A 23,759-nucleotide genomic window follows, 5' to 3' on the forward strand; every position below is an offset into this window, starting at 1 on the left:
GCGCAACTCGCCCTACCACCTCGGAGGTAGGACCTACATGCGACCCCCAACAAATGCGTGACTTCGCCATTCACAAACGGCTAACCAATCGGAGTAGAAAAGCGGTAGGGGCAAGAAAATTTGACCGCAACTACCACTATTGTCCGCTTTTCTATTAGTAGGGCCCTTTTAACATGTGCTGCAACCAACATTGTTACGCAACCACTCACTTCGAGGATTTGCCATGAGCACACCAAGCGGCCTCAATCTTTTCAATTGGGGTGATCCGAAAATAAAAACCCTGCACATCACCTGGTTCGCTTTCTTCCTGTCGTTCGTGGTTTGGTTCAGCCACGCTCCACTGATGGTATTTATCAAGGAAGCGTTCGATCTCAGCAGCCAGCAGGTCAAGGCGCTGCTGATTCTCAACGTGGCACTGACGATACCCGCGCGAATCATCATCGGCATGATGGTGGACAAGTTCGGACCGCGCTCGGTGTACAGTGCGTTGCTAATCATCTCCTCGGGGATCTGTATCGGCTTCGCCACCGCCGACAGCTATGAAGCACTGGCACTGTTCCGCTTCCTGCTCGGCTTTGTCGGCGCCGGCTTCGTGATCGGCATCCGCATGGTCGGCGAGTGGTTCCCGGCGAAACAGGTCGGCCTCGCCGAGGGCATCTACGGCGGCTGGGGTAACTTCGGTTCCGCTGCCGGCGCCATGACCCTGCCCACCATCGCACTGATGTTCGGCGGCGAAGACGGCTGGCGCTACGCCCTGGGCCTGACCGGTGTCATCGCCGGCCTGTACGGCATCTTCTTCTATCGCGTCGCGCGCAACACTCCCAAAGGCTCCACCTACTTCAAGCCGAAAAAAACCGGCGGCCTTGAAGTCACTAGCATGAAGGACCTGTACTTCTACCTGCTGACAAATATCCCGATGTTCCTGGCACTGGCGGCACTGGCTTACAAACTGTCACCGGCCGGTGTGGAGTTGCTGACCTGGGAGACCACCTACGTGCTGTGGGGAGTGCTGGTGGTGCTGTTCGCAGTGCAGACCCGCCAGATCTGGCACGTCAACAAGGAACACCTTGAACAGGGTGTACCGGAACTGGAGAAATACAACTTCAAGCAGGTGGCCATCCTCAACGTGGCCTACTTCGTCACCTTCGGTTCCGAGCTGGCTGTGGTTTCCATGCTGCCGCTGTTCTTCCTCGACACCTTCGAGGGGCTGAGTGCGGTGCAGGCCGGTCTGCTGGCATCCGGCTTTGCCTTCATGAACCTGGTTGCGCGGCCTACCGGCGGCCACTTCAGTGACAAGATGGGTCGTCGCCGCAGCTTGATGTTCCTGGTCGGCGGCCTGGCAGTGGGCTACCTGGTACTGAGCCAGATCAACAGTGGCTGGTGGATCCCGGCGGCGGTTCTCGCCACCATGGCCTGTTCCTTCTTCGTACAGGCGGGTGAAGGTGCGGTATTCGCCATTGTCCCGCTGGTCAAGCGCCGCATGACCGGCCAGATCGCCGGTATGGCCGGTGCCTACGGCAACGTGGGTGCGGTGACCTTCCTGACCGCGCTGTCCTATGTCGACTACAGCACCTTCTTCCTGATCATCGCCGGCTCTGCCGCACTGGTGTTCTTGGCCTGCGCCTTCCTCGATGAACCCAAGGGTCAGATCGCGGAAGTGCTGCCCGACGGTACCGTGCAGCTGATCAGCGTGGAATAACGCCCGCAGAATGCACAGGGCAAAAAGACAACGAGCACATCAAATCTGGCGGCCCGCAAGGGCCGCCACTTTCGTTTGCGGCCTCGCCGCCGGACCGGCTTCGAGCCACATCCACACACAGCTGAAACTGGCGCGAGCTGACAGCGCGCGATTTCCAGCTGCACAAAAAAGCGGATAACCTTGGAAACTGTTTCAACATCGGTGGCCGACACCATGCACAGTGAGACTGCGACAGCCCCGGACCGCTCCCAGCAGCTCGAATTGCGGGCGGGTAGCTGCACTCGCGCGGGTATCAAACCGCAGAACGAGGACGCAGCCGTTTTCCACTGGCCGGCAGATCCGCACCTGCAGGAATATCTCGGTGCGGTCGCCGCGGTCGCCGATGGAGTCAGCTCCGCAGAAGCCGGCGCGCTCGCCAGCAGTACGGCCACCGAGCAGTTTGTCAGCGATTATTACCGCGCACCGGATACCTGGTCCGCGGCTCGCGCCGGACAGAAAGTGCTGGCGTCGATCAACAGCAAGCTGTACCGCAAGAGCCACGAATTCGCGCAGGAAGAAAAAGGCTACCTGTGTACCTTCTCCGCGCTGGTGTTCAAATCCCGCACCGGACATTTTTTCCACGTCGGTGACAGCCGCATTCAGCTGCTGCGCGACGACAAACTGGAATGCCTGACCCGCGATCACACCGTCACCCTGGGCCACCGCCGGCGCATACTGTCGCGCGCGCTGGGCATGGATACCGGACTGCAGGTGGATTACGGCCGCGTGGATCTGGAACTGGGCGACCAGTTCCTGTTGACCAGCGACGGCGTGCACGACTTCGTGCCGAAGATGACCGCCATGGAAGTCCTGCGGCGCGACGACCTCGACGCACAGCAAAAGGCCGAGACGCTGGTGCGCTACGCCGAGGAAAACGGCAGCGACGACAACCTGACCGCGGTCGTGGTGGAAGTGGCCGCACTGCCCGCCACCACCCTCGATGAATACAGCCACCAGCTCACGCGCCTGCCGTTCCCGCCGCCGCTGGAGCCGGGCATGGTGCTGGATGGCTATGCGGTGGAGCGCGAGCTGTTTTCCTCCCAGCGCAGCCAGCTGTATCTGGTGCGCGATACCGAGAGCGGCAATACGCTGGTGATGAAAACCCCCTCCATCAATTACGAAGACGATATTCACTACATCGACCGCTTCGTGCAGGAGGAGTGGATCGGTCTGCGTATCCAGAGCGAGCGCGTGGTGCGCATCTGCCGGCAGAACCGCCAGCGCACCGCGCTCTACTACCTGATGGAATACGTCGAGGGCTGCACGCTGGAATCCTGGATCGCCCGCAACCGCTTTCCGAAACCCGCCGAGGCGTTCCGCATCGTGCGCGAGATCGCCGACGGGCTGACGGCGTTCCACGAACAGGAAACGATTCACCAGGACCTGAAGCCGGCCAACATCATGCTCGACACTGCCGGCCACGTGAAAATCATCGACTTCGGCTCTGTCTATGTCGCCGGCTCGGCCGAAGTGTTCCGGCCACTGCAGCACCCGGGCGCACTGGGCACCGCCTCCTATTCCGACCCCCACTATATCCTCGGCCACAACACCGGCATCCAGGGGGATATCTATGCGCTGGCCACCATCGCCTATGAAATCTTTACCGGCGAACTGCCCTACGGCGAAGAGATCAATGAGTGCCGATCGCGCGCCGATTACGAACAGCTGAGCTACCGCGCCGCCAGCCAGTTCAACCCGGTGATCCCGATCTGGTTTGACCGAACGCTGGAGAGGGGCTGCGCGATCGACCTCGGCAGGCGCTACCACACCATTGCCGGATTCATCACCGACCTCGGCAACCCCAACCCCGAATACCTGCGCGATGACCCGTCGGAGTACAAGAGCCAGAACGCATCGCTGTTCTGGAAAATCCTCTCCGGCCTGTGGATCGTCACGCTGCTGGCGGTTATTGCACTGTTCTCCGCCGGAAGCTGATCTGGATCAATACCGCGCAAACGGTTAGGGTTAGGCTAAAGAAAAAACGGCTGTGTAAAAGGACGACCGCGTGAAAAACATTCTCGTAATTCTCGACAAGCCCAAGCACGAACAGATCGCGCTGCAGCGCGCAGTGGAGCTGGCCAAGGCAGCGGGCGCGCGCCTGCACCTGGTCAGTTTCGCCTACGATCCGCGGGCCACCCTGCCCGGCGTACACGAGACACCGGATGATGTAGTGAAGGCGATGGTAAGCGCGCGCCAACCCTGGCTCGAGGAGCTGTGCAAGCAGCACCAGCTTTCCGCGGACACGACAACCGAGGCCGTGTGGCACTACAGCATCGCCAACTGGACCATCGAGACGCTGGTAAAGGATTCCTTCGACCTGGTGATTAAAACGGCGCAGAAACAGTTTGGCCACGGCGGCTACGGCTCCATCGACTGGCAGCTGATCGAGCGCTCTTCGGTGCCGCTGTGGCTCGCGGTCACTACCCCCTGGCTCAAGCACGAGCGCCTCGTGGCGGCACTGGATCCCTCCGTGGACAACCTGCTGCACAAGGAACTCAACCTGCGGGTGCTGACCGCGGGCGATCGGCTGGCGAAGATACTGGGCGCACAACTGGAAGTGGTCGCCTGCCTGCCCGGCGCCGGCGTGCTGGAGGAACTGGGGCTGACGCCCAGGCACGACACCTCCGCGGAACAGCAGCGTACGCTGCGCGAGTATCTGGAAGTGGCGATCCGTGACAGCGGCGCCAACTGCAGTGAAGTGCACCTGGTATCCGGCAAGCCGGCGCGGGAAGTCAATCGGATAGTCGACCGCAACAAGGCGCGGCTGATGCTGGTCGGGCGCGGCGTGCGCAAGGGCGCCACCGGTTTGCTGCTCGGCAACACCGCAGAGCGGATACTGTCCAAGTGCAACACCGACGTGCTGATCGTGCCCTGAGCGGCTCGTCCTCTTTTCATCAACCCGGTAACGAATTACCCGGTAACCCTTCACCCGGAAACCCTGTCGCTCCAATAAACGGATCGTTAATTGGGGCGACAGACCAATCCCCTCTGAATTGATAAATAACTCGACATTTCGGCGCGATCACCGCGTTCGGGACCCTGTTGCCGCAGCTCCTATGGCGCGATCTTTTGCTTCAGCGCTTTCGCCAGCGCCGGCGGCAGGCTGGGCAGTGAACGCAGCAGCCAGGGCAGCACTCTGCGTTTGACGCCGTTCAGCGACTCCGGCACCACCACCTCAATGAGATGCGGCCCCGGCATCGCCAGTGCGTATTCCAGCGCCTTGACGAAATCCTCGGTGGTCGTTGCGCGCACGGTGTGCACACCCATGCCTTGCGCCAGTTGGGCGAAGTTCAGCACCGGCCCGCGCAGATCCAGTTGCGATTTCGCTTTCGGCCCGACTTCGTCGGCGCCGACCCGTTCCAGCTCGACATTCAGCACCGAATAAGAGGCGTTGTTGAAAATGATCGATGTGACGTTCAGTTGTTCGCGCGCCATCGTCCACAGCGCCTGGATCGTGTACATCGCAGTGCCATCCCCTACCAGAGCCAGCACCGGTCGGTCCGGGCAGGCGATGGCGGCGCCAATCGCATTCGGCAGCCCCTGACCGATCGCGCCGCCGGTCAGCGTAATCAGGTCATGGCGAGGTGCGCCGGCGGTCATCGCCGACAGCATCAGCCCCGAAGTGATCGCCTCGTCGATCACGATGGCGTTCTCCGGCAGCAGATGGCCGACCGCCTTGCAGACCTTCTCCGCGGTCAGTTTGCCGCGCGGCCGGCCCGGCCGCTGACCCGGCTGCAGCGCCGGCGCGGTGCTCTCGGCACCGAGGGCCAGCACCAGTTTCTGCAAACTCGCCGCGGCGTCCTCGGCCGGGGTTGCCAGCGTCTGCACGGTGCAGCTCTCCGGCACCAGGTAACTTTTCTTACCGGGATAGGCGAAGAACGACACCGGCGCCTTGGCGTCGACCAGAATCAACTGTTCGATCTCGGCGAGCTGTACGCCGGCCAATTCGGCCAGATAGGCAATGCGTTCGACGAAAGGCAAGCCGGCACCGCGTTCGAGCCGGGTCGGAAACACCTCGCCCAGCAGTTTCACGCCGTTGTGCGCGGCGATGCGAGCGGCCGCCAGCAGCGCCGGCTCGCGCAGCGCGCGGCCGCCCAGCAGCAGCGCGGTTTTCTTGCCGGAGCCGATCGCGTCGGCAATCGCGGCGACAGTGGCGTCGTCTGCCGCAACGGCAACCGGTGGTGGCGGTGGCGGGCTGGGCACACCGCCTTCGCCCCACGAGGCATCGGCCGGCAGGATCAGTGTCGCCACCTGGCCGGGCAACCCGCGCGCCGCGGCAATGGCATCGGCTGCGTCTTTGCACAAATCCGCCGTGCTTGTCGCGGTGCGCACAAAGCCGGGCGATACATTGCGCGCGACGGTTTCGATATCCGATTGCAGCTGCGCATCGAACGGCACGTGATAGCTCGCGTGATCGCCGACGATGTTGACCACCGGCACCTTGCCTTTGCGGGCATTGTGCAGATTGGCCAGGCCGTTGCCGAGGCCGCAACCGAGGTGCAGCAGCGTCGCTGCCGGTTTGTCGGCCATCCGCGCGTAACCGTCGGCAGCGCCGGTCGCGACACCTTCGAATAGCGCCAGCACCGCGCGCATTTTCGGTTCGCTGTCCAGCGCCGCGACGAAATGCATTTCGCTGGTACCGGGATTGGTGAAGCACACCTCGATGCCGGCATCGACCAGCGTTTTCATCAGGGCTTGGGCGCCGTTGGTCATTGTTATTCTCCTGCGGACGAAAAACTCGAAAAGGAATAATTAAAGGGAGTCCAGTTGGGCGATACCGATATCGGCAATACGGGTGACACCGGTCAGGGTCATGGCCAGGCGCAGTTCCTGCTGCCAGCCGGCAAGCATGTGGCTGACGCCCTGCTGGCCCGCACCTGCGAGAGCCCAGGCCCAGGGGCGGCCAATCATCACCCCCTGGGCACCGAGCGCCAGGGCGCGGAAGACATCCACGCCGCTGCGTATGCCGCCATCCACCAGTACCGTGGTTTGCGCGCCCACCGCTGCCGCTATGGCCGGCAGGCGTGACGCGGTGGAAGCGACACCATCCAGCTGCCGGCCGCCGTGATTGGACACCACGATACCCTCGGCGCCCACCTGCACGGCGGCCCTGGCATCCTCCACATCGAGAATACCCTTGAGCATCAGCCTGCCCGGCCACTGGCTGCGCAGCCATTCGATATCGGCCCAGGTCACGGTGGGATCAAACTGGCTCTCCACCCAGGCCTTGAATGCATCCGGATTGCGGGCGCCGGGAACGGCCTCGCTCAGATTGCCGAACGTCAGCGGTGTGCCGCGCAGGGCCACGTCCCAGACCCAGCCCGGTCGCGCCAGCAACTGACTCGCCTTCAGGGCTGCCGAACGGAGTCCGCCGCTGGACAGGCCGTTGCGGGTATCGCGATGGCGCATGCCGGGTAACGGCAGATCGACCGTGAACACCAGGGTGCGGCAACCGGCGGCCCAGGCTTCGGCCAGCAGTGACTGGATCAGGGCGCGGTCGCGGATCATGTATAACTGGAACCAGAACGGCTCACTGGCCGCCGCCTGCACTTCCTGCAGCGGGCAGATGCCTACAGTTGACAGCACAAAGGGAACACCGGCGCCGTTGGCAGCACGCACCGCCTGCACCTCGCCCCGTCGCGCCATCATGCCCGCCAGACCCACCGGCGCCAGCACCACCGGCATGCGGCAGGACTGGCCCGCCAGCACGGTGCCGGTGTCGATATTGTCCACGTTCACCAACACCCGCTGGCGCAGTCTCACCCTGCCCCAGTCCGCCACATTCACTGCCATGGTCTGCTCATCGGTGGCGCCGCCATCCAGGAAGTCAAACAGGAACCGGGGCAGGCGGGCGCGGGCCAGTGTGCGGTAATCGTCGGAGGTGGCGGGATAGCCGAGGCTCAGGCTCATGGCGCCGTCCCCCCGGCTATGATCGATCGCGCGGCCGCTTTCGCGGTCAGGATGCAGCCGGGCAGGAAGGTACCCTCGAGCGAGCGTTTGCCGCTCGCGCCGCCACCGCCGAAACCGGCGGCCTCACCGACACAATAGAGCCCGCGAATCGGCGTACCCTGCCCATCGAGCACACGGCTTTGCAGATCCGTGCACAGGCCACCGAGGCTCTTGCGCGTAACCAGCTGCATCTGGATGGCGATGTAGGGACCGGCGCCCGGTTGTTGCAGCGGTGCCGGTTTGCAGGTGCGCAATCTGTCCGGGCCCCACTGGCGGGCATGCTGGATGCGGCGAATCTGATCGTCGTTCACCAGTTTGTTGCCGCTGGTGAAGTTGCTATCGAAGGCGTCGGCCGTCGCCTGCAGCACAGCGGGGTCGACGTCGTGGGAACAGGTCAGCGCATTCATCTGGCCGGCCAACTCCGCCAACGTATCGGCGACCAGAAAATGCCGGCTCTCCCGCTGCATCTGTCCCACCAGACGGTGGTTGCCGAGCAGTGTTTCTTTCACAAAGGTGAGGAACTGTTTGTCGCGAATACGCTGGTTGTGCTCAGCGCCGGAAATGGCGAATTCCCTGGCGGCGATGCGCCAGTTCAGCAGATTCCAGGTCCACGGTTTTTCCTGCGCGGCGACACGCTGGCACAGCCAGTGCGTATCAAACCCGGTGACGAGCGGTTCGGGGCCGATGCGTTCGCCTCTGTGATTCAGCCACAGCGCCGACTTGCATGGAATCGTCGACAGGCCATGGCCGGCGAAATGCGGATAGGGATGCGGAAAACCCGCGGCGTAATTCCACATTTCGCCGACATGGCGGAGCTGGCCGCCGTGCGCATCGGCGACCTGGTGATGCAGGCGGCCATCGGCAAACGGATGGGCGCCGTTCAGCATCGCCGTCGGCAGTGGCCGATCTTTCGGCCAGTTGGCGCGGCATTCGGCGTGATCGCCGTTGATGCCGCCCATTGCCAGTACGGTGGCAGCGGCGCGCACCCGGACCTCTTCACCGGTGATTTCGTCGATGGCAAGCGCGCCGCTGATGTTGCCGGCGGACACGTCGAATGTCGTGATCCGGTGCTGGTGCAAAAGGGTCAGCCGGCCGTTGCCGCCGGCACGTCGCAGCGCGGCAATCAGGCAGTGGATCAGTTCGCGCGAGGTGCCCCAGATGACGTGATAACGCGGCAGGCTGTTGCCCTCGCCAGTGCGGCCGCGCTCGACCCAATTGACCGCCGGCAGGAATTTCAGCCCTTCCGCGATCAGCCAGTCGTAAACCTCCCGGCGCGAATGCTCGACGTAGTAGCGCGCCCAGCGCTGCGGCCACTCGTCATGCGGATCGAGTTCGCCAAAGCGCAGCCAGTCGCGCAGCGCGATCTCCGGCGTATCCGGGATTTTCATTTTCGCCTGCAGCGGCGTGCCTACCAGCGCCATGCCGCCGAAGGCCCACCGCGCCAGTCCGCCGAAGCGCTCCGGCGTGTCGCGATCGACCAGCGTCACCGACCGGCCGGCTCGCAGCAGTTCCAGCGCCGTGACAATGCCGGCCAGGCCGCCGCCGGCAATCAGCACATCCGAAGTCAGCGATTGGCTCACGGCAGTTCCTCAACGATTTTCAATCGAATGCCTTACGAACAAGCCCGTTTCCCATTGAAGGAGAGGGGCGCGGGAGCGGAGACATACCGTCAGCAACCTGGAATGAAAGTGAGATGGTCTGCCCGCCTTGTCTTTCGCCGACAAAAATAGCCGGCTAAGATATCGGCATGATTGACTTCACAGGCCAGCCAATTTGACCTTGCAGGCCACTGTCTCGATGAGCTGGGTCAACACCGTTATCGCTGCCGCCGAGCGGCTGGGCGTCGAATCGCCGCAGCTTCTGGCCGCCGCCGGTATCGCCGCGGACGAGCTGGCGCGCGAGCGTTGGCCGATCGACCATATCACCCGGCTGTGGCGGGCCGCCGAGCGTTGTACCGGCGACTCCGGCTTTGGCCTGAAGGCCGGCACGCTGGTCGGCCCCGCCAGCCTGAACGTCGTCAGCTTCCTGTTGCAGTCATCGGCGACGCTGCGTGAGGCGCTGGCGCAACTGCAGAAATACCAGCGCCTGATTTCCGATGGCGTCCGTTTCCAGATACTGGCCGGCGAGAACGCCAGCTGGTTGGTCTATCACCCGCGCCAGGGTGAACTGGCGTTCAGCCCACACCAGATCGAAGCCGTGCTGGCCGCTGTCGTCAGCTTCGCGCGCTGGGTCGCTGGCACGCCGGTTCAGCCGCACAAAGTGCAGTGCAGCCACGCCCAGCTCGGCCCGCTGCGGGGTTATCGCCAGATTTTTGGCTGCCCGATTGAATTCGAGCAGGCCTTCAACGGCCTGCTGCTCGACAACACACTGCTCGATCAACCGCTGCCACAGGCCGATGCCCAGCTTACGCAACTGCATGAGCTCCATGCGACGACGCAGCTTGCTGCACTCTGCGATTCGGCCACCGCACCTTACCTGCGCGCATGGCTGAAAGCGCATCTGGGCCCGAACTTGCCGGCCCGGGCCCAGGCTGCCCGCGCGCTGAACCTGAGCGAACGCACACTGGCCCGCCGACTGCACGCACAGGGTTGTCACTACGACGGCCTGCTCGATGAGGTGCGCCGTGACGCGGCGCTGCATGCGGTGGCGCACACCGCGCGCCCCCTGGCCGAGATCGCCCATTCGCTTGGCTTCGCCGAAGTCAGCACTTTTTACCGGGCCTTCCGCCGTTGGACCGGCCTGCCACCGGCGCGCTGGCGCAAACAACAGGCCGCCGTTGAGTAACCCGCAGCAACGGCTGCGACTTTCTCGGAAATTTTTTCGGAAACTTTCTCGGCAACTTTCTCGGCAACACTCTCAAAAACTGTCGCGGAAAATGCCGCAGGCGGCGGGCAGCGCATAGGTGGTAGTTGGCCCCTCGCGACTGCCAGCCACTCTGTAACCAGCCTGTCGCCCCATTACTCAAGCCGATGAATTAAACGACGAGTCAATCCCTATTCGGGGGTAGGAGTAGCGACTCTTTGTGGGTAGGGAATGCGCTCCGCTCGCCGTGCGCCCGGGTTGCCCGAGCGCCAACGCAACTATATGTTGTGCCAAGAATTACAAATCACACCATATATAGTTATCTGGATGAATCTCGCCGACGGCCGCTCGCACCGCACCGGCAGATGCATCAGCCTGGAGGCCCAATGTCCGACTCTTCTCCAACCGACGCCCCAACCGCTTCCCCCGCCGCCGGCCAGCCCCAGGCTCCGGTGAGCGCCATTACCGATCTGCTCGTGCGCAAACGCGACGGCCGCACCGTGGCCTTCGATCGCGGCCGTATCCGCAGCGCCATCCTGCGCGCGGGACGCGCCGCCGAGGCCTTCGGCGAACAGGAGGCGGACCTGCTCACCGCCCAGGTAAGCAAGGTCATCGATCACCGCTACGACGGCAGTGTGCCACTGGATATCGAAGAGATTCAGAATATTGTCGAGCAGGTACTGATCAGCAATAACCATCTGGATACGGCGCGCGGCTATATCGCCTACCGCAGCCGTCACCAGCAGTTGCGCCAGGACCGCCACACCCTGGTGGACGTCACCGCGTCCATCGACGAGTACCTGCAGCGCGAAGACTGGCGCGTGGCCGCCAACGCCAACCAGGGCTATTCGCTCGGCGGGCTGATCCTGAACAGCGCCGGCAAGATGATCGCCAACTACTGGCTCAACCATGTCTATGTACCGGAAATCGGCGCCGCCCACCGCGAGGGCGACCTGCATATTCACGACCTCGACATGCTGTCCGGCTACTGCGCCGGCTGGTCGCTGCGCACGCTGCTGCAGGAGGGCCTGAACGGCATACCGGGCAAGGTCGAATCGGCACCGCCCGCGCACCTGTCCAGCGCCATCGGCCAGATCGTGAATTTCCTCGGCACGCTGCAGAACGAGTGGGCCGGCGCGCAGGCCTTCAGCTCCTTCGATACCTACATGGCACCGTTTATCCGCAAGGACGGGCTCGGCTACCGCGAGGTGCGCCAGTGTATCCAGGAGCTGATCTTCAACTTGAATGTGCCGTCCCGCTGGGGCACACAGACGCCGTTTACCAATCTCACCTTTGACTGGGTGTGCCCGGAAGACCTGCGCGAACAGGTACCGGTGATCGCCGGCAAGGAAATGCCTTTTACCTACGGCGAACTGCAGGAAGAAATGGACCTGATCAACCGCGCCTATATCGAGGTGATGACCGAAGGGGATGCGCGCGGCCGCGTGTTTACCTTCCCGATCCCCACCTACAACATCACGCCGGATTTCCCCTGGCACAGCGAGAATGCGGAACGCCTGTTCGCGATGACCGCCCGCTACGGCCTGCCATATTTCCAGAATTTCATCAATTCGGACATGAGCCCCAACATGGTCCGCTCCATGTGCTGCCGCCTGCAGCTAGACCTGCGCGAACTGTTGAAGCGCGGCAATGGCCTGTTCGGTTCCGCCGAACAGACCGGCTCGCTGGGCGTGGTAACCGTGAACTGTGCGCGCCTCGGCTACCTGCACCGCGGCGACGAAGCCGCGCTGATGGCGAGCCTCGACCGCCTGCTGGAACTCGCGCGCGACTCCCTCGAAGTGAAGCGCAAGGTCATCCAGCGGCATATGGATACCGGGCTTTTCCCCTATACCAAACGCTACCTGGGCACGCTGCGCAATCACTTCTCCACGATCGGCGTCAACGGCATCAACGAGATGATCCGCAACTTCACCGACGGCCGCGAAGACATCACCAGCGAAAGCGGCCACCAGATGGCCGAGCGGCTGCTGCAGCATATTCGCGCGCGCATGACCGAGTTCCAGGAGGAGACCGGCCACCTCTACAACCTCGAAGCCACACCGGCCGAAGGCACCACCTACCGCTTCGCCCGCGAGGACCGCAAGCGCTTCCCGGACATCCTGCAGGCCGGCAGCGACGAAGCGCCCTACTACACCAACTCGTCACAGCTGCCGGTCGGCTTTACCGACGACCCGTTCGAAGCGCTGTCGCGGCAGGAATCGCTGCAATCCCTGTATACCGGCGGCACGGTGCTGCACCTCTACCTGGGCGAACAGCTGCCCGATGCGGATTCCTGCCGCCAGCTGGTGCACCGCGCGCTGGAAAACTTCCGCCTGCCGTACATCACCGTTACCCCGACCTTCTCCATATGCCCGACGCACGGTTACCTGAGCGGGGAACACCAATTCTGCCCGCGCTGCGACGAGGAATTGATCGCGCGCAAGCGCGCCTGCAGCGACAGGAGCAGCAAAGAAGCAAACATGGAAAACCAACAACAGGAGAACTGCCATGCAAACTGAAACCGCAGTATTAAAAGACGAGGAACGCACCCCCTGCGAAGTCTGGAGCCGCGTGATGGGCTACCACCGCCCGGTGACCTTCTGGAATCCCGGCAAGCAATCGGAGCACCGCGATCGACGCTTCTTTGTCGCCGAGGAATCCGCCGCGAAACAAAACTAACCCGGCTGCGGCGCCGCTGACCCGCGGCGGCGCCGCCACTACCCGTGCAACACTCGACACACCATGGATAAAACACTGCGCGTCGGCGGCTTTACCCCATTTACCGCCATCGACTTTCCCGGCGCCCTGTCGGCGGTTGTCTTCTGCCAGGGCTGCCCCTGGCGCTGCCGCTACTGCCACAATGGCGGACTGCTGCCAGCACAGGCGGAATCCAAATACGACTGGCAACAGCTGCTGCAGCACCTGCACACACGCCGCGGGCTGCTCGACGCCGTGGTGTTCTCCGGCGGCGAGCCCACCGCGCAGAGCGCGCTGGAAGACGCCGTCCACGACGTGAAGGCGCTGGGATTCAAAGTCGGCCTGCACACCGCCGGCATGTATCCACGGCGGCTCGCCCGGCTGCTGCCCGCGCTCGACTGGGTCGGGCTGGATATCAAGGCGCTGCCGCAAAACTACGATGCCATCACCCGCGTACCCGGCAGCGGCACCGCACCCTGGCAGAGCGCCGCAATACTGGCCGAGGCCGGTATCCCCCTGCAGGTACGCCTAACCCGCCACCCGCAGCTCACCAGCGACAGTGAGCTAGCGGAAATACGCGAGAGACTGGCCGACCTCGGCATCCCCGAGCTCATTGTGCAAAAGTGCAACACCGACAACGCACTGGACCCCGAACTTCAGTAACAACAAGAGTTACAGAACCCAGATGCTCACCAACTCTGGCGCAAATTCCATCGTATGCGGAATTAACAGCTGAGTTAATGAAGGAAATCTGTAGGATCAGCAGAGGTCTCGTTCTGAGTTCTACGGCAATGTGTTATAACGATGCATCATTTGAACTAACTGTTATGTAAATATTGGAGTTATTCTTGAGTATGAAAATTAGTACTGAAGATCAAAGAATTGCACTTGACCATGTCAAGTTTCAAGTTAGCTGTGCGATTGAGGCACTAGTTGAAAAAAAGAATGAAATAGAAGCTCAATCTAATAACCAAGAGCAACTTGACGTACTAATGATAAGACTCGACGCGTTGGCGAAGCTCTCTAAATATTTAATAGAGCCACTTTCTCAAGCATATCTCTATATAGAAAATGGCTCCGAAGTCAGGCAGATTGGTGATCTTGGAGCTATCACAGAAGACATAAAGAGCAACTTTACAAAATCCATTATCCAGGGGTTATGAACCACATAACAAGGGCTATCAAGCTGCTCCTACCCTTCTGGCTTCCGCGGCACACCCAAAGCTATTGCGGTCGTTACGCGCCACAATTAACGAAAGGAACATAGATGGATCCAATTAAAAATTTACACGATAAAGGAATTATTCAAGGGTGGTTCTCCTGGCTAGGAGCAGTAACACTAACCGCACTCTTCTTCTCCCTTGGGGATAATAGTGGATTTCCTTCACTAACACTTTTGGGCTTTGTATCATTCATCCTTGTATGGTCTTGGGCATACTTATCCACAAATGACATAGCTCAAAAATATATCCTAAACAAACTTCCAAATTGGCTAGGGCTTTTAATACTATTTTTAGTTGCAGGCGCCTTTTCAATAGCACTCCTATATGTTTTAGGTAACGCATTAGATGCAATCATTTTGCACGCATAGGTAGCGAACACAAAAAGCTACGCTTCTGTGGTCCACAGCTAAGGATGCTATACGTCATGAAAGACAGCACTAAGGGGCGGTTCCTCCGGCGCTACACCGAGCTGCCATTCCTGATCGATTACCTCGAAACCAAAGAGATAGCCCTACTGAACCCGAAGTCTTGGGATGATCGAAACGACTCCTACTATCTACAGCAATACGGTGTCACTACTAAGCAAAGCTCGCTCTACTCTTTGTGCCTGACCGAGACGAACGAGACCTACCATCACTGGAGGATCTTTTCGCATGGGGCCAGCGGCGTCTGTATCGAGTTCCACATAGGCATGTTCATTGACCGTGTAAGTAACATCGATGGCCTTAGAGCATAACCAGTTATCTATCGAACACTGGATGAGATGCGATCCAAGCCACCAGAGACAGAAGAACTACCGTTTTTGAAGCGTTACGCATTTGGCGACGAAATGGAGTTTCGGCTCTTCGTGGCCAGAAAGAACGAGAAACCCCCGACCTTTAGAGTTCCCGTTGGCTTAGATGCAATCAGTCGAATTGTGCTGAGCCCTTGGCTCCCGAAGGAAGTGGTAAAACAAGCCAAGTCAGCGCTTCGATCCATCCGCGGCTGCAGTAAGCTTAAGATCTACCGGTCTACTCTCGTTGAGAATGAATCCTGGAAGAAATTTGCGAAAAACGACATATAACAACACGCTGTAAGTGACGATTAACCTGCCACCGGATTTTCCACTGAAAAGTATTCGCCACCTCAAACTCCGCTGATCGTGGGCGTTAGGATTTTAAGGTCACGGGAGAAAAAATGTCTAAACCAAGACTCTCAGAATTAATTATTCAAGTTGAAGGATATGCAAACAACCTTGTTAATTCTGTAAAAATTTTAGATGAACGTAGATATATTTTAGAGCCTCTAGTTAACTGTGAAGAGATCAAGACGGCATTATCACATAAACTTAAAGGAACTTTCGGGTCGCGCGCATACAATCATTTAGTGCCACTACTATCACAGGACCTAGTCCGCGATATATCTAGAGTTTTTCTTGATGAGGCTAGAAGATCTGGCAGCCTCATCAACCTTTACAGGAAATGTGAAGATAGACGGGTATATGAGAAGTTAAAAGATAATTTTCGTAGCATTCCTGACCGATGGCATGAAAACCCCAAAATTCCCGGGCTACCAAAAGAAATCGCTAAGGAAGTAATTCATGATTGGAGAAATCAAGATAGAAATGATTTTGAAAGCTCATTTAATGAAGGGTGGGATTCTGTTAGCTGCGCAATAGATCAAATTAAGTCTGATGCTGTCGCGGTAAAAATTAAAACCTTCAGAGACAAATATCACGCACATCTAGAGATGACACCGCTGGGTCACGAACCGGGTCCCTTCGATGTAGGATCATTGGACTTAACAATCAACAATTTGTTTGAGTTTGTTGATCGGTATACATCCCCCGCTTTCGAGCTTGTACGGCTTATAACCGGATGTGTCCATGATGTAGAGAGTTTTAGTGAAATACACAAGAAATATGGTCTTGATATGTGGTCTATCCTTTCAGGTGCAAATAATGACTCAGAATCTAGCTAGTCCATACAAGTGCAAGCAAGTAGCTTCGTCCCTTCGGGGCCCTGCGGACCCCCAAAGCTAAGGACAAGTCAGGAGTAAAAGCCTTCACCGAAGACCTGCTGTAAAGGCTTCCCATCTGATCTGCAATCGGCACACTTGCATCAGGCCTGCGCGCCGCTGCCACTGCGGGCGATCAGTTCCAGGCCCGGGCGGCCGCACCAGTAGCCGTCGACACCGGGCGGCAATAGTTCCGGATCCAAATCGTCGCGGCGGGCGCGGTCGAAGGCGTCGATAATCTGCTCCATCTGCTGCCACTGCGGCGACAGACGCAGGATATCGATGCCGAGCTCGCACAGCTGCTTGTAGTGGCGCAGCAGATTGGTGGGTTCCCCGGACAGTGTCTGGATGCCGTTAATCACGAACAGCTCCTCACCCTCCTGGGATTCCAGCGGCAGGCCGTGCGGGTATTCCATGCAGCGGTAATCGCAGTTGTCCTTGTCGAGTCCGAGATGACGGGCGGTGAAGCAGCGCGCCGAATATGCCAGCGGCATATGGCCGTAGGCAAATACTTCGACTTCGGGCTTCTTGTCACAGGCGTTCAGCACCTCCTCCAGTTGCCGCGCACTCATTTCCACCGGCGCCGTCCAGCGCGTCATACCTAACGACATCAGCTGCGCCAGCGTGTGCTGATTGTAGATATTGACCGCCGGACCGCAGGTAAACGGCAGGCCGGCCTCCGCCAGCAGCTGTACCGCCGACAGATCGTTGGCCTCGACCAACAGCTGGCCGTTGTCACAGATCTTCCGCACCCAGTTGAAGTCGGCATTCGATTCCAGCAGTGTCAGCGTCGACAGGACTATCTGCTTGTCGGAAACCTCGGCCAGCTGCTGCGCGAGTTCCAGCCAGTCGGCCGCGCGCAACTGGTGGCGCTTGCCGCACACCAATTCACCCAGATAGAGGATATCCAGCGGCGTGGACAGCATTTGTTCGTAGAATTGATTGATATCGGTGCGCGGCCAATAGTACTGCGCCGGTCCCAGAGCGAGCTGCATCTTGTGTCCTCTACTGCCAGGGGCGATCGTAAGCGCCCAGAGTGGTTTGCTTGCCTTCGGAGTTCTTCGATAGTGTCTCGCGCCAGCTTTCTTTTACCGCAAAATCCGCCCCGCGCCGCAGTACCTCGTCGATCGCCTCGCGCCAGGTGCGCACTATTTGTGCGACATAGGCGGGGCTGCGCTGGCGGCCCTCCAGCTTGATCGCCTGGATACCGGCCGCCTTGAGTTCGGGCAGCAGCGCCATGCTGTTCAGGCTGGTCGGCTCTTCGAGCGCGTGCTGCCGCTTGCCGTCCACCATAAAGCGGCCCTTGCATAGGGTCGGGTAGCCGGCGTTTTCATCTTCGGCGAAGCGGTCGATCAGCACACCGTTCAGCCGCGTCTCCAGCCCGCTCGCCGCGTTGCGCCATTCCACCGCCTTGGCCGGGGAACAGACACCGTTCTGGTTGGGCGACTCGCCGGTGACATAGGAACTCAGGTGGCAGCGCCCCTCGGCCATGATGCACAGGCTGCCGAAGCCGAATACCTCCAGCTCCACTTTGCTCGCGGCCGCCAGTTGCTGCACCTGTTTCAGTGACAGCACCCGCGGCAGTACCGCGCGGCGGATACCGAATTGCTGGCGATAGAATTCCAGCGCCGGTGCGCTGGTGGCCGAAGCCTGCACCGACAGGTGCAGGGAAAGGTCTGGGTGCTTATCCCGCGCGTAACCCATCAGGCCGATATCCGCCAGAATCACGGCGTCGGCGTTGAGACCGGCCGCGCGGTCCACCGCCGCCTGCCAGCGCGAGAAGCTGTCCGGCTTGGCATAGGTATTGATGGCAACGAACAGTTTCCTGCCGCGGTTGCGTATCCGCTCCAGCGCGCGCAGCGCATTCTTATCGTTGAAGTTGAGGCCGCCGAAGTTGCGCGCGTTGGTCTCATCGTTAAAGCCGATATAAACGGCGTCCGCACCGTTATCGACGGCGGCCTCCAGTGCCGGGAGGCTGCCAGCCGGGCATACGAGTTCCATAGTTACTCCTAAACAGTTACTTCGAGTCAGTTGGCAACCACTGTCGCCAGTTCGGCGGCGATCACTTCCAGCCCGCGCTGGGCCCATTGCGGTATGCGACTGCGATCGAGTGCATCCAGGCGGTTCTTCACCGTCAGGCCGATCTCCGTCTGCCCGCCGAGACACAGCCGGCGCTGGAAGAACAGCGTGTCCGGGTCCTCGCGGCCGCTGGCAATGGCGAGAAAGTCGGCGCTGTTGGCGGAGATGGTCGAGTCCGCCGGCACGCCCGCCGGCGCGCGCACGAAATGCTCGCCGCGCTTGCTGACGCGAAGCTGGATACCCAGGTCCGTTATGGTGACTTCCAGTATCTGCTCGTCGAGAAAATCGAACAGGCCGTCGTCCAGCTCTTCCGACAGTTGTCTATTCAGCAATTTGATGAATGCGACTTCGCCCGGCCACTGGGGCAACAGCGGCAAGATCTTGCAGCCGAACCGGTAACCGATACGCGAAATTGATTGTCTGACCGCTAGCATTTCCCCTCCATGCCCGCCGGTTAAATGGTGATGGCGCAGCTCCGCTCCCTCCACACGGTGGAAAGATACGAAGCGAGCCAAATGATCATGCGGAAGAGCTGTATTTCCGCTGTTCGTCAAAAGCAGATTTTTGTCAGCAAATTATTTTTGTAGCCATTGCCCGATACGCCGGGACTGCATCGCTGACAGGAAAAAGTCTGGAAACCCGAGAGCAGACGACAGCCCTGCGAGCTCACCGCGATGTCAGCGCTGCCACCCGCGGCACAAGCACCGTGTTCCAGATACGCTTCTCTTCCGCCGCCGAGGTATCGGCGTGCATCACTTTGCGCACGCCCTCCCGGGACAGATCCAGGTGCAAATCCGGCTCTACGCCGTGGCGTTTCAGGCAGTTCAGTGCGCAGTGCAGCGGGCAGCCATCCAGGACGATCTTGCGGCGCTCGGACTTGGCTACCTTGACTAGCGCCTTCACATCGCCGCCCACTCCGGCCACGCAGGACATCTCCGCCAGCTCTTCGCGATCGAGTCGTACCGCCAGCGTATTGGCCAGCTGCGCGGCGCTGGAACATCCGGAGCAGGCGTAAACCAGCGGCAATTGCCGGTAGCTCTTGTTATTCATCCGCGACCTTCCTTTCTTTGCCGTTGCCCGATAACTTGCGCCGACCGTCAGCGGGTCAGTTGGTATGTGATGGCCCTGCGGATCGGTGAAAAATTGTTGCTCACCCGCAGCACCGCCTTGCGCAGGAATTTGGCCGGCCAGCGGTCGTCGGTAAACAGGCCGACAACGCGGTTGGTGCCCTGGTAAATCGGCAGTGATTCCAGCCGGTGAATAAACTGATACTTTGCCAGCGCCCTGCCCTGCGCGGAGTTCTTGCGCAGGCTGGCGGGACGTTGCAGCTGGTGCGCCAGCGAGTCCGCGCTGGCCAGGCCCAGGTTGAATCCGTGTGCGGTCACCGGGTGCATGCCCACGGCCGCATCGCCGATCAGCGCCATGCGCTCGGTGCAAAAATTCTTCGCATAGACCGCCACCAGCGGATAGCTGTGGCGTTTGCCCACACAGGTTACGGAGCCGGGCGCGTCGCCGCTTTCCCGCGCCACGTGCCCGGCGAAATCATCGTCGGACAGCGCCATCATTTCACTGCCGCGGCTGGCAGGCACCGTCACTACCGCCGAGGACAGCTGCGCATCCGCCAGCGGCAACAGCGCGAGCGTGGAACCGTAGCGGAAGCACTCCCGCGCAATATTTTCATGGGGCTTGTCGGTGCGCACGCGCCCGACAATGGCGACGCGGCCGAAATCGCGCATGTCGGCGCCGATACCGGCCACTCTGCGCGTGTCGGAAAAGCGGCTGTCCGCGGCCACCACCAGCGCGGCTGCCAGTTGCTCGCCATTGTCGAACCTCAGCAGGCGACAATCCTCGTTCACTGTGGTGCCGACTACCGCGGTGTTATCCAGGAACTGCACATTCTGTTGGGTTGACACCACTTCATGGAGGACGCGGCGAATCGCCGCGTTCGGCACTATGTAACCGAGCGGGCCGCGGTCGTCGAACTGGAGACAATAGGGGGAGCGGCCGTTCACGACCTGTGCCGATGCCAGTTCACTGACTTCGTCGGCCTGCAGTCGCTGCCAGGCGCCGAGACTCTTCAGCAGGCGCACCGATTTGTGGGTCAGCGCGATCTCGCGCCCGTCATCCTGCGGAGCCGCCAGTTCCTCGCGGGACTGCCGATCCACCAGCGTGATCCGGTAGCCGCGGTTGGCAAGAAAGGCGGTAAAGGCGAGCCCGGCCGGGCCCGCACCGATAACGGCGATATCGGTCTGCAAAATGTCCTGCTCCTTAGGGTCTGTTATCACTGAACGCGATGGCGGCAACGGCGACCGTTCTCTCGCATTAGGCTACCTTGATCGGCAACGGCTCCTGCGCCTGCGGGTTCTCGTAGACGTGGTAGATCGACGGTACGCCGCTGCGATCATCAGTGCGCACGCCCAGGTCGCGAATCAAGCCGTCGCCGATATCGTAAATCCAGCCGTGCAGGCTGAGTTTTTGCCCGCGATCCCAGGCGTGCTGCACGGTCTTCGTCTTGGCCAGGTTTTGCACCTGCTCGATTACATTCAGTTCACACAGGCGCACCAGGCGATCCCGCTCATTCATTGCATCGAGATCAGTGGCGTTTTTCGCGTAGACTTCCTTGATATTGCGCAACCAGTTGTCCACCAGGCCGCACTCGTCGTGCCCCATGGCCGCGCGCACACCGCCACAGCCGTAGTGGCCGCAGACGACCACGTGCTCCACGCCCAGCACATCGACGGCGTACTGCAACACCGACAGGCAGTTCAGATCGGTGTGGATAACCAGGTTGGCGATATTGCGGTGCACGAACAGTTCGCCGGGCGCCATGCCGACGATCTGGTTGGCGGGTACGCGGGAATCGGAGCAGCCGATCCACAGGTATTTCGGTGCCTGCTGTTCGGCCAGGCGGGTGAAGTAATTCGGATCCTCCCGCAAGCAGGCCGAGGCCCACTCGCGGTTTTTCAGGAATACGCGATCAATTTCTGCCATCTTCCGATACCCGTTCCACGTCGAGCATATCGATACCGCTGATATCCGCCGCGCAAACCAGCTCGGTGAGAAAGACATCGATCATCTGCCGGCGCAGCTTCTCCCGCAGGTAGTAGCCGATTTTTTCCTCGACATAAGAAAACTCCAGCGGCCGCCCCGGTTCCAGCTGTTCGACATAGATCAGGTGCCAGCCGTACTTGGTCGGCACCGGCTGTTCAACCAGGCCGGTGTCGCCGGCGAATACCGCCTCTTCAAAAGGGGCCACCGTATCGCCGGGACCGACCTGGCCGAGGCTGCCGTCGGCGTCGCGGGAGGAACAGTCCGAATGCTGCCGGGCCAGTTGCGCGAACTGCAGCAGTGGATCCGGTGCGTTGCGGATTTGCTCCAGCAGTGTTTCGGCAAGGTCCCGCTGGCGCTCGTGGGCCCCTTCGTCATCGGGTTTTACCGCCAGCAGGATATGGCGCACTTCGGCCAGCGGCTGCGACCTGAACTTTTGCCGGTTAGCGGCAAAATGGTCAAGGCGCTGTTCGCGGGTCGCCTTGAGCTCCGGCACTTCCCGCTCGAGCAGCTGCTCGATCACCTCGTCGAATGCTTCGCTGCTGACATCGATATCGCTGTCGCACAGCCCGCATTCATGGGCCCGTTCACGCAGCAGCTCGGCCAGTACCAGCGACCGCGCCGCCGCGTAAATGGCCTCCCGCGGCGTCTCCGCGGGGTGATACTGCATCTCTGCATAGATCTCCTGTTCCGGAATCCGCCGGCCGTTTACCAGCACCGGCCCGAGGAACAGCTGATCGTTTGCATCGCTAGCCAACAGTGCGCTCATGACAACCTCCCGGCCTTACAGGCTGCTAGTGGTTTTGGCTCTTACGACCTGATAGTTACGGCGGAAGTACTGCACCGGCACGCTCCATACGTGTACCAGGCGGCTGAACGGGAACACCAGGAACAGGGTCAGGCCCAGGAACACGTGCAGTTTGTAGATGATGTGCACTCCGCTGATCGCGGCCGCCGCTTCGGATCCGTTGAGCGTGACAATGGACTGCGCCCAGGTCATCAGCTTCAGCATTTCCGCACCGTCCATATGACCGGCGGAGACGAAGATGCTCAGCAGGCCGAGGATCAGTTGCACGTACAGCATCAGCAGGATGGTGATGTCCATGCGTGAAGAGGTGGCGCGCACACGCGGGTTGGTCAGGCGGCGGTGCAGCAGTATCGTCATACCGATAAAGCAGACCACGCCAAACAGTCCCCCGGCCCCCATCGCCAATGCCTGTTTGGTGGACGCATCGACGCCCAGCACGTGCCACACCGCCTTCGGTGTCAGCAGGCCAACGAAGTGGCCGGCGAGAATCGCCAGCACACCGATATGGAAGAGGTAACTGCCGATGCGCAGTTTTTTCTTTTCCAGCAGCTGGCTGGAACCGGTGCGCCAGGTGTACTGATCCCGGTCGTAGCGGATCAGGCTGCCCACAAGGAAAACCGTGAGCGCGATAAACGGATAGATTCCGAAGAAAAGTGTATTGACGTAATTCATCGTTAACTCCTAAGCGTCACCGGCTTATCCGGCAGTGTGGTTGCCCGCATCGACCCAAGTGATGGACTTGTCGTCCTTGAATTGCGCCGCGCTGGGGCGCTGCACACTCTGTTCACAGGCGCTGCCCTGGGCAGCGGAGAAGCTGACTACTTCCTCTTCCCAGATCTTGTCCAGCGCCTCCGGCGTATCGTCGCGCTCCTCCTTGGCTACCTGTGCGGCGAGACCTTCCCGGTCGACCTCGACACCGGCGAAATCCACCAGTGCGTCGAGCAGTTCCGCGTACACGGATTCCTTGTCGCGCAGGCGCGCGGCCAGCAGGGCGAGAATATGCGAGATCTCTTCCAGCCATTCGCGCGCGGCGTCTTCCTGGGTCGCGCAGAACTCAAGGTAGGTGGGCAGGTAGTCCGGCAACTCGCGCTCGGCGAGTTCGAGGCCGGCACTGCGGTACTGCTTGAGCAACTCCACCATGGCCTGGCCGCGATCGCGGGACTCGCCGTAGATATGCTCGAAGATATGCAGCGACACCGCGCGGCCGCGCTCGAACAGGCCGTCGTACTCGCTCTGCCAGTCGAGCAGATCGCGACACTCGTAGTGCGCGACAAAACACAGCAGCTTGTCGCGCATCGAGGACGTCAGGTCGTTGGACTCCGCAATAAAGTACGTGAGCTCCGGCAGATGCGCGGCGAGCGCATCGTCCGGGTAGTCCAGCAGTCGGGATATCAACTGAAGGGTTTTCATGACCTGCTCC

The 23,759-nt window shown here is 60.6% G+C and carries 23 protein-coding genes; 11 read left to right on the plus strand and 12 right to left on the minus strand.

Features of this window, described 5'->3' with window-relative positions:
• Positions 1-223 precede the first annotated feature (223 nt).
• From BUC36_RS06530 to BUC36_RS06540, 3 genes are all read left to right on the plus strand, one after another.
• Positions 224-1,699, plus strand: coding sequence for a NarK family nitrate/nitrite MFS transporter (locus BUC36_RS06530; protein ID WP_073272903.1), 1,476 nt, complete (start codon positions 224-226; stop codon positions 1,697-1,699).
• A 180-nt stretch (positions 1,700-1,879) separates the two neighbouring features.
• Positions 1,880-3,673, plus strand: a complete 1,794-nt coding sequence (locus BUC36_RS06535) for a bifunctional protein-serine/threonine kinase/phosphatase (protein ID WP_234994905.1) — start codon at positions 1,880-1,882, stop codon at positions 3,671-3,673.
• Between the two features lie 70 nt (positions 3,674-3,743).
• Entirely contained in the window at positions 3,744-4,613 is an 870-nt protein-coding gene (locus tag BUC36_RS06540; RefSeq protein ID WP_073272905.1) for a universal stress protein, read from the plus strand.
• Positions 4,614-4,792: 179 nt separating this feature from the next.
• Here BUC36_RS06540 and BUC36_RS06545 read toward each other — a convergent pair whose 3' ends face one another.
• The 3 genes from BUC36_RS06545 to BUC36_RS06555 are packed head-to-tail and all read right to left on the minus strand — an operon-like array spanning position 4,793 to position 9,267.
• Positions 4,793-6,451 carry an acetolactate synthase large subunit gene (locus BUC36_RS06545; protein WP_073272907.1) on the minus strand — a complete coding sequence of 553 codons (1,659 nt, stop codon included), beginning with the start codon at positions 6,449-6,451 and terminating at the stop codon, positions 4,793-4,795.
• A 39-nt stretch (positions 6,452-6,490) separates the two neighbouring features.
• The gene (locus BUC36_RS06550) at positions 6,491-7,648 is read right to left on the minus strand and encodes an L-lactate dehydrogenase (protein ID WP_200797196.1); all 1,158 of its coding nucleotides are present in this window, start codon (positions 7,646-7,648) and stop codon (positions 6,491-6,493) included.
• Positions 7,645-9,267 (minus strand): FAD-dependent oxidoreductase, encoded by a 1,623-nt coding sequence (locus BUC36_RS06555; protein ID WP_073272909.1) that lies wholly within the window; start codon positions 9,265-9,267, stop codon positions 7,645-7,647. Before BUC36_RS06555 ends, BUC36_RS06550 begins: the two co-directional genes overlap by 4 nt.
• Positions 9,268-9,484: 217 nt before the next feature.
• Here BUC36_RS06555 and BUC36_RS06560 point away from each other — a divergent pair, with 217 nt between their 5' ends.
• From BUC36_RS06560 to BUC36_RS18750, 8 genes are all read left to right on the plus strand, one after another.
• On the plus strand, positions 9,485-10,471 hold the full coding sequence (locus tag BUC36_RS06560; protein ID WP_200797197.1) for an AraC family transcriptional regulator: 987 nt from the start codon (positions 9,485-9,487) through the stop codon (positions 10,469-10,471).
• A 404-nt stretch (positions 10,472-10,875) separates the two neighbouring features.
• Positions 10,876-13,008: a ribonucleoside triphosphate reductase gene (locus tag BUC36_RS06565; protein ID WP_073272914.1), complete on the plus strand. Its 2,133-nt coding sequence runs from the start codon at positions 10,876-10,878 to the stop codon at positions 13,006-13,008.
• Positions 12,998-13,168: an anaerobic ribonucleoside-triphosphate reductase gene (gene nrdD, locus BUC36_RS18740; RefSeq protein ID WP_073272916.1), complete on the plus strand. Its 171-nt coding sequence runs from the start codon at positions 12,998-13,000 to the stop codon at positions 13,166-13,168. Before BUC36_RS06565 ends, nrdD begins: the two co-directional genes overlap by 11 nt.
• Before the next feature lie 63 nt (positions 13,169-13,231).
• On the plus strand, positions 13,232-13,849 hold the full coding sequence (locus BUC36_RS06575; RefSeq protein WP_073272918.1) for an anaerobic ribonucleoside-triphosphate reductase activating protein: 618 nt from the start codon (positions 13,232-13,234) through the stop codon (positions 13,847-13,849).
• 191 nt (positions 13,850-14,040) lie between these two features.
• Complete coding sequence (locus tag BUC36_RS06580; protein WP_073272920.1) at positions 14,041-14,349, plus strand: hypothetical protein; 309 nt, start codon at positions 14,041-14,043, stop codon at positions 14,347-14,349.
• Positions 14,350-14,453: 104 nt separating this feature from the next.
• Positions 14,454-14,777, plus strand: coding sequence for a hypothetical protein (locus tag BUC36_RS18745; protein WP_143186897.1), 324 nt, complete (start codon positions 14,454-14,456; stop codon positions 14,775-14,777).
• A gap of 56 nt (positions 14,778-14,833) precedes the next feature.
• Positions 14,834-15,145 carry a hypothetical protein gene (locus tag BUC36_RS06585; RefSeq protein WP_143186898.1) on the plus strand — a complete coding sequence of 104 codons (312 nt, stop codon included), beginning with the start codon at positions 14,834-14,836 and terminating at the stop codon, positions 15,143-15,145.
• A 440-nt stretch (positions 15,146-15,585) separates the two neighbouring features.
• Positions 15,586-16,368, plus strand: a complete 783-nt coding sequence (locus tag BUC36_RS18750) for an AbiU2 domain-containing protein (RefSeq protein ID WP_073272927.1) — start codon at positions 15,586-15,588, stop codon at positions 16,366-16,368.
• A gap of 140 nt (positions 16,369-16,508) precedes the next feature.
• Here BUC36_RS18750 and BUC36_RS06600 read toward each other — a convergent pair whose 3' ends face one another.
• The 9 genes from BUC36_RS06600 to narJ form a co-directional block, all read right to left on the minus strand.
• Positions 16,509-17,399 carry a U32 family peptidase gene (locus BUC36_RS06600; protein ID WP_073272929.1) on the minus strand — a complete coding sequence of 297 codons (891 nt, stop codon included), beginning with the start codon at positions 17,397-17,399 and terminating at the stop codon, positions 16,509-16,511.
• Between the two features lie 10 nt (positions 17,400-17,409).
• Positions 17,410-18,405 (minus strand): ubiquinone anaerobic biosynthesis protein UbiU, encoded by a 996-nt coding sequence (ubiU, locus tag BUC36_RS06605; RefSeq protein WP_073272931.1) that lies wholly within the window; start codon positions 18,403-18,405, stop codon positions 17,410-17,412.
• Between the two features lie 26 nt (positions 18,406-18,431).
• A complete protein-coding gene (ubiT, locus tag BUC36_RS06610) occupies positions 18,432-18,917 on the minus strand; it encodes a ubiquinone anaerobic biosynthesis accessory factor UbiT (RefSeq protein ID WP_073272933.1) in 486 nt (161 codons plus the stop codon).
• A gap of 232 nt (positions 18,918-19,149) precedes the next feature.
• Positions 19,150-19,533, minus strand: coding sequence for a putative zinc-binding protein (locus BUC36_RS06615; RefSeq protein WP_073272937.1), 384 nt, complete (start codon positions 19,531-19,533; stop codon positions 19,150-19,152).
• A gap of 47 nt (positions 19,534-19,580) precedes the next feature.
• Positions 19,581-20,738 (minus strand): 5-demethoxyubiquinol-8 5-hydroxylase UbiM, encoded by a 1,158-nt coding sequence (gene ubiM / locus BUC36_RS06620; protein WP_073272939.1) that lies wholly within the window; start codon positions 20,736-20,738, stop codon positions 19,581-19,583.
• 67 nt (positions 20,739-20,805) lie between these two features.
• A complete protein-coding gene (gene can, locus BUC36_RS06625; protein WP_073272941.1) occupies positions 20,806-21,474 on the minus strand; it encodes a carbonate dehydratase in 669 nt (222 codons plus the stop codon).
• On the minus strand, positions 21,461-22,300 hold the full coding sequence (locus BUC36_RS06630) for a peptidylprolyl isomerase (protein ID WP_073272943.1): 840 nt from the start codon (positions 22,298-22,300) through the stop codon (positions 21,461-21,463). The genes can and BUC36_RS06630 overlap by 14 nt, the downstream gene beginning before the upstream one ends.
• Before the next feature lie 15 nt (positions 22,301-22,315).
• The gene (gene narI / locus BUC36_RS06635) at positions 22,316-23,011 is read right to left on the minus strand and encodes a respiratory nitrate reductase subunit gamma (RefSeq protein ID WP_073272945.1); all 696 of its coding nucleotides are present in this window, start codon (positions 23,009-23,011) and stop codon (positions 22,316-22,318) included.
• A gap of 24 nt (positions 23,012-23,035) precedes the next feature.
• Entirely contained in the window at positions 23,036-23,749 is a 714-nt protein-coding gene (gene narJ, locus BUC36_RS06640) for a nitrate reductase molybdenum cofactor assembly chaperone (RefSeq protein ID WP_073272948.1), read from the minus strand.
• Between the last annotated feature and the right edge of the window lie 10 nt (positions 23,750-23,759).

The organism is Microbulbifer donghaiensis, from assembly GCF_900129095.1.
Classification (GTDB): Bacteria; Pseudomonadota; Gammaproteobacteria; order Pseudomonadales; family Cellvibrionaceae; genus Microbulbifer; species Microbulbifer donghaiensis.

Bases quoted from the DNA above. Each gene is read 5' to 3' on its own strand.
- BUC36_RS06530 (WP_073272903.1), top strand. From the start codon at position 224: ATGAGCACACCAAGCGGCCTCAATCTTTTCAATTGGGGTGATCCGAAA.
- BUC36_RS06545 (WP_073272907.1), bottom strand. From the start codon at position 6,451: ATGACCAACGGCGCCCAAGCCCTGATGAAAACGCTGGTCGATGCCGGC.
- BUC36_RS06550 (WP_200797196.1), bottom strand. From the start codon at position 7,648: ATGAGCCTGAGCCTCGGCTATCCCGCCACCTCCGACGATTACCGCACA.
- BUC36_RS06560 (WP_200797197.1), top strand. From the start codon at position 9,485: ATGAGCTGGGTCAACACCGTTATCGCTGCCGCCGAGCGGCTGGGCGTC.
- BUC36_RS06565 (WP_073272914.1), top strand. From the start codon at position 10,876: ATGTCCGACTCTTCTCCAACCGACGCCCCAACCGCTTCCCCCGCCGCC.
- nrdD (WP_073272916.1), top strand. From the start codon at position 12,998: ATGCAAACTGAAACCGCAGTATTAAAAGACGAGGAACGCACCCCCTGC.
- BUC36_RS06575 (WP_073272918.1), top strand. From the start codon at position 13,232: ATGGATAAAACACTGCGCGTCGGCGGCTTTACCCCATTTACCGCCATC.
- BUC36_RS06580 (WP_073272920.1), top strand. From the start codon at position 14,041: ATGAAAATTAGTACTGAAGATCAAAGAATTGCACTTGACCATGTCAAG.
- BUC36_RS18745 (WP_143186897.1), top strand. From the start codon at position 14,454: ATGGATCCAATTAAAAATTTACACGATAAAGGAATTATTCAAGGGTGG.
- BUC36_RS06585 (WP_143186898.1), top strand. From the start codon at position 14,834: ATGAAAGACAGCACTAAGGGGCGGTTCCTCCGGCGCTACACCGAGCTG.
- BUC36_RS18750 (WP_073272927.1), top strand. From the start codon at position 15,586: ATGTCTAAACCAAGACTCTCAGAATTAATTATTCAAGTTGAAGGATAT.
- BUC36_RS06600 (WP_073272929.1), bottom strand. From the start codon at position 17,399: ATGCAGCTCGCTCTGGGACCGGCGCAGTACTATTGGCCGCGCACCGAT.
- ubiU (WP_073272931.1), bottom strand. From the start codon at position 18,405: ATGGAACTCGTATGCCCGGCTGGCAGCCTCCCGGCACTGGAGGCCGCC.
- ubiT (WP_073272933.1), bottom strand. From the start codon at position 18,917: ATGCTAGCGGTCAGACAATCAATTTCGCGTATCGGTTACCGGTTCGGC.
- BUC36_RS06615 (WP_073272937.1), bottom strand. From the start codon at position 19,533: ATGAATAACAAGAGCTACCGGCAATTGCCGCTGGTTTACGCCTGCTCC.
- can (WP_073272941.1), bottom strand. From the start codon at position 21,474: ATGGCAGAAATTGATCGCGTATTCCTGAAAAACCGCGAGTGGGCCTCG.
- BUC36_RS06630 (WP_073272943.1), bottom strand. From the start codon at position 22,300: ATGAGCGCACTGTTGGCTAGCGATGCAAACGATCAGCTGTTCCTCGGG.
- narI (WP_073272945.1), bottom strand. From the start codon at position 23,011: ATGAATTACGTCAATACACTTTTCTTCGGAATCTATCCGTTTATCGCG.
- narJ (WP_073272948.1), bottom strand. From the start codon at position 23,749: ATGAAAACCCTTCAGTTGATATCCCGACTGCTGGACTACCCGGACGAT.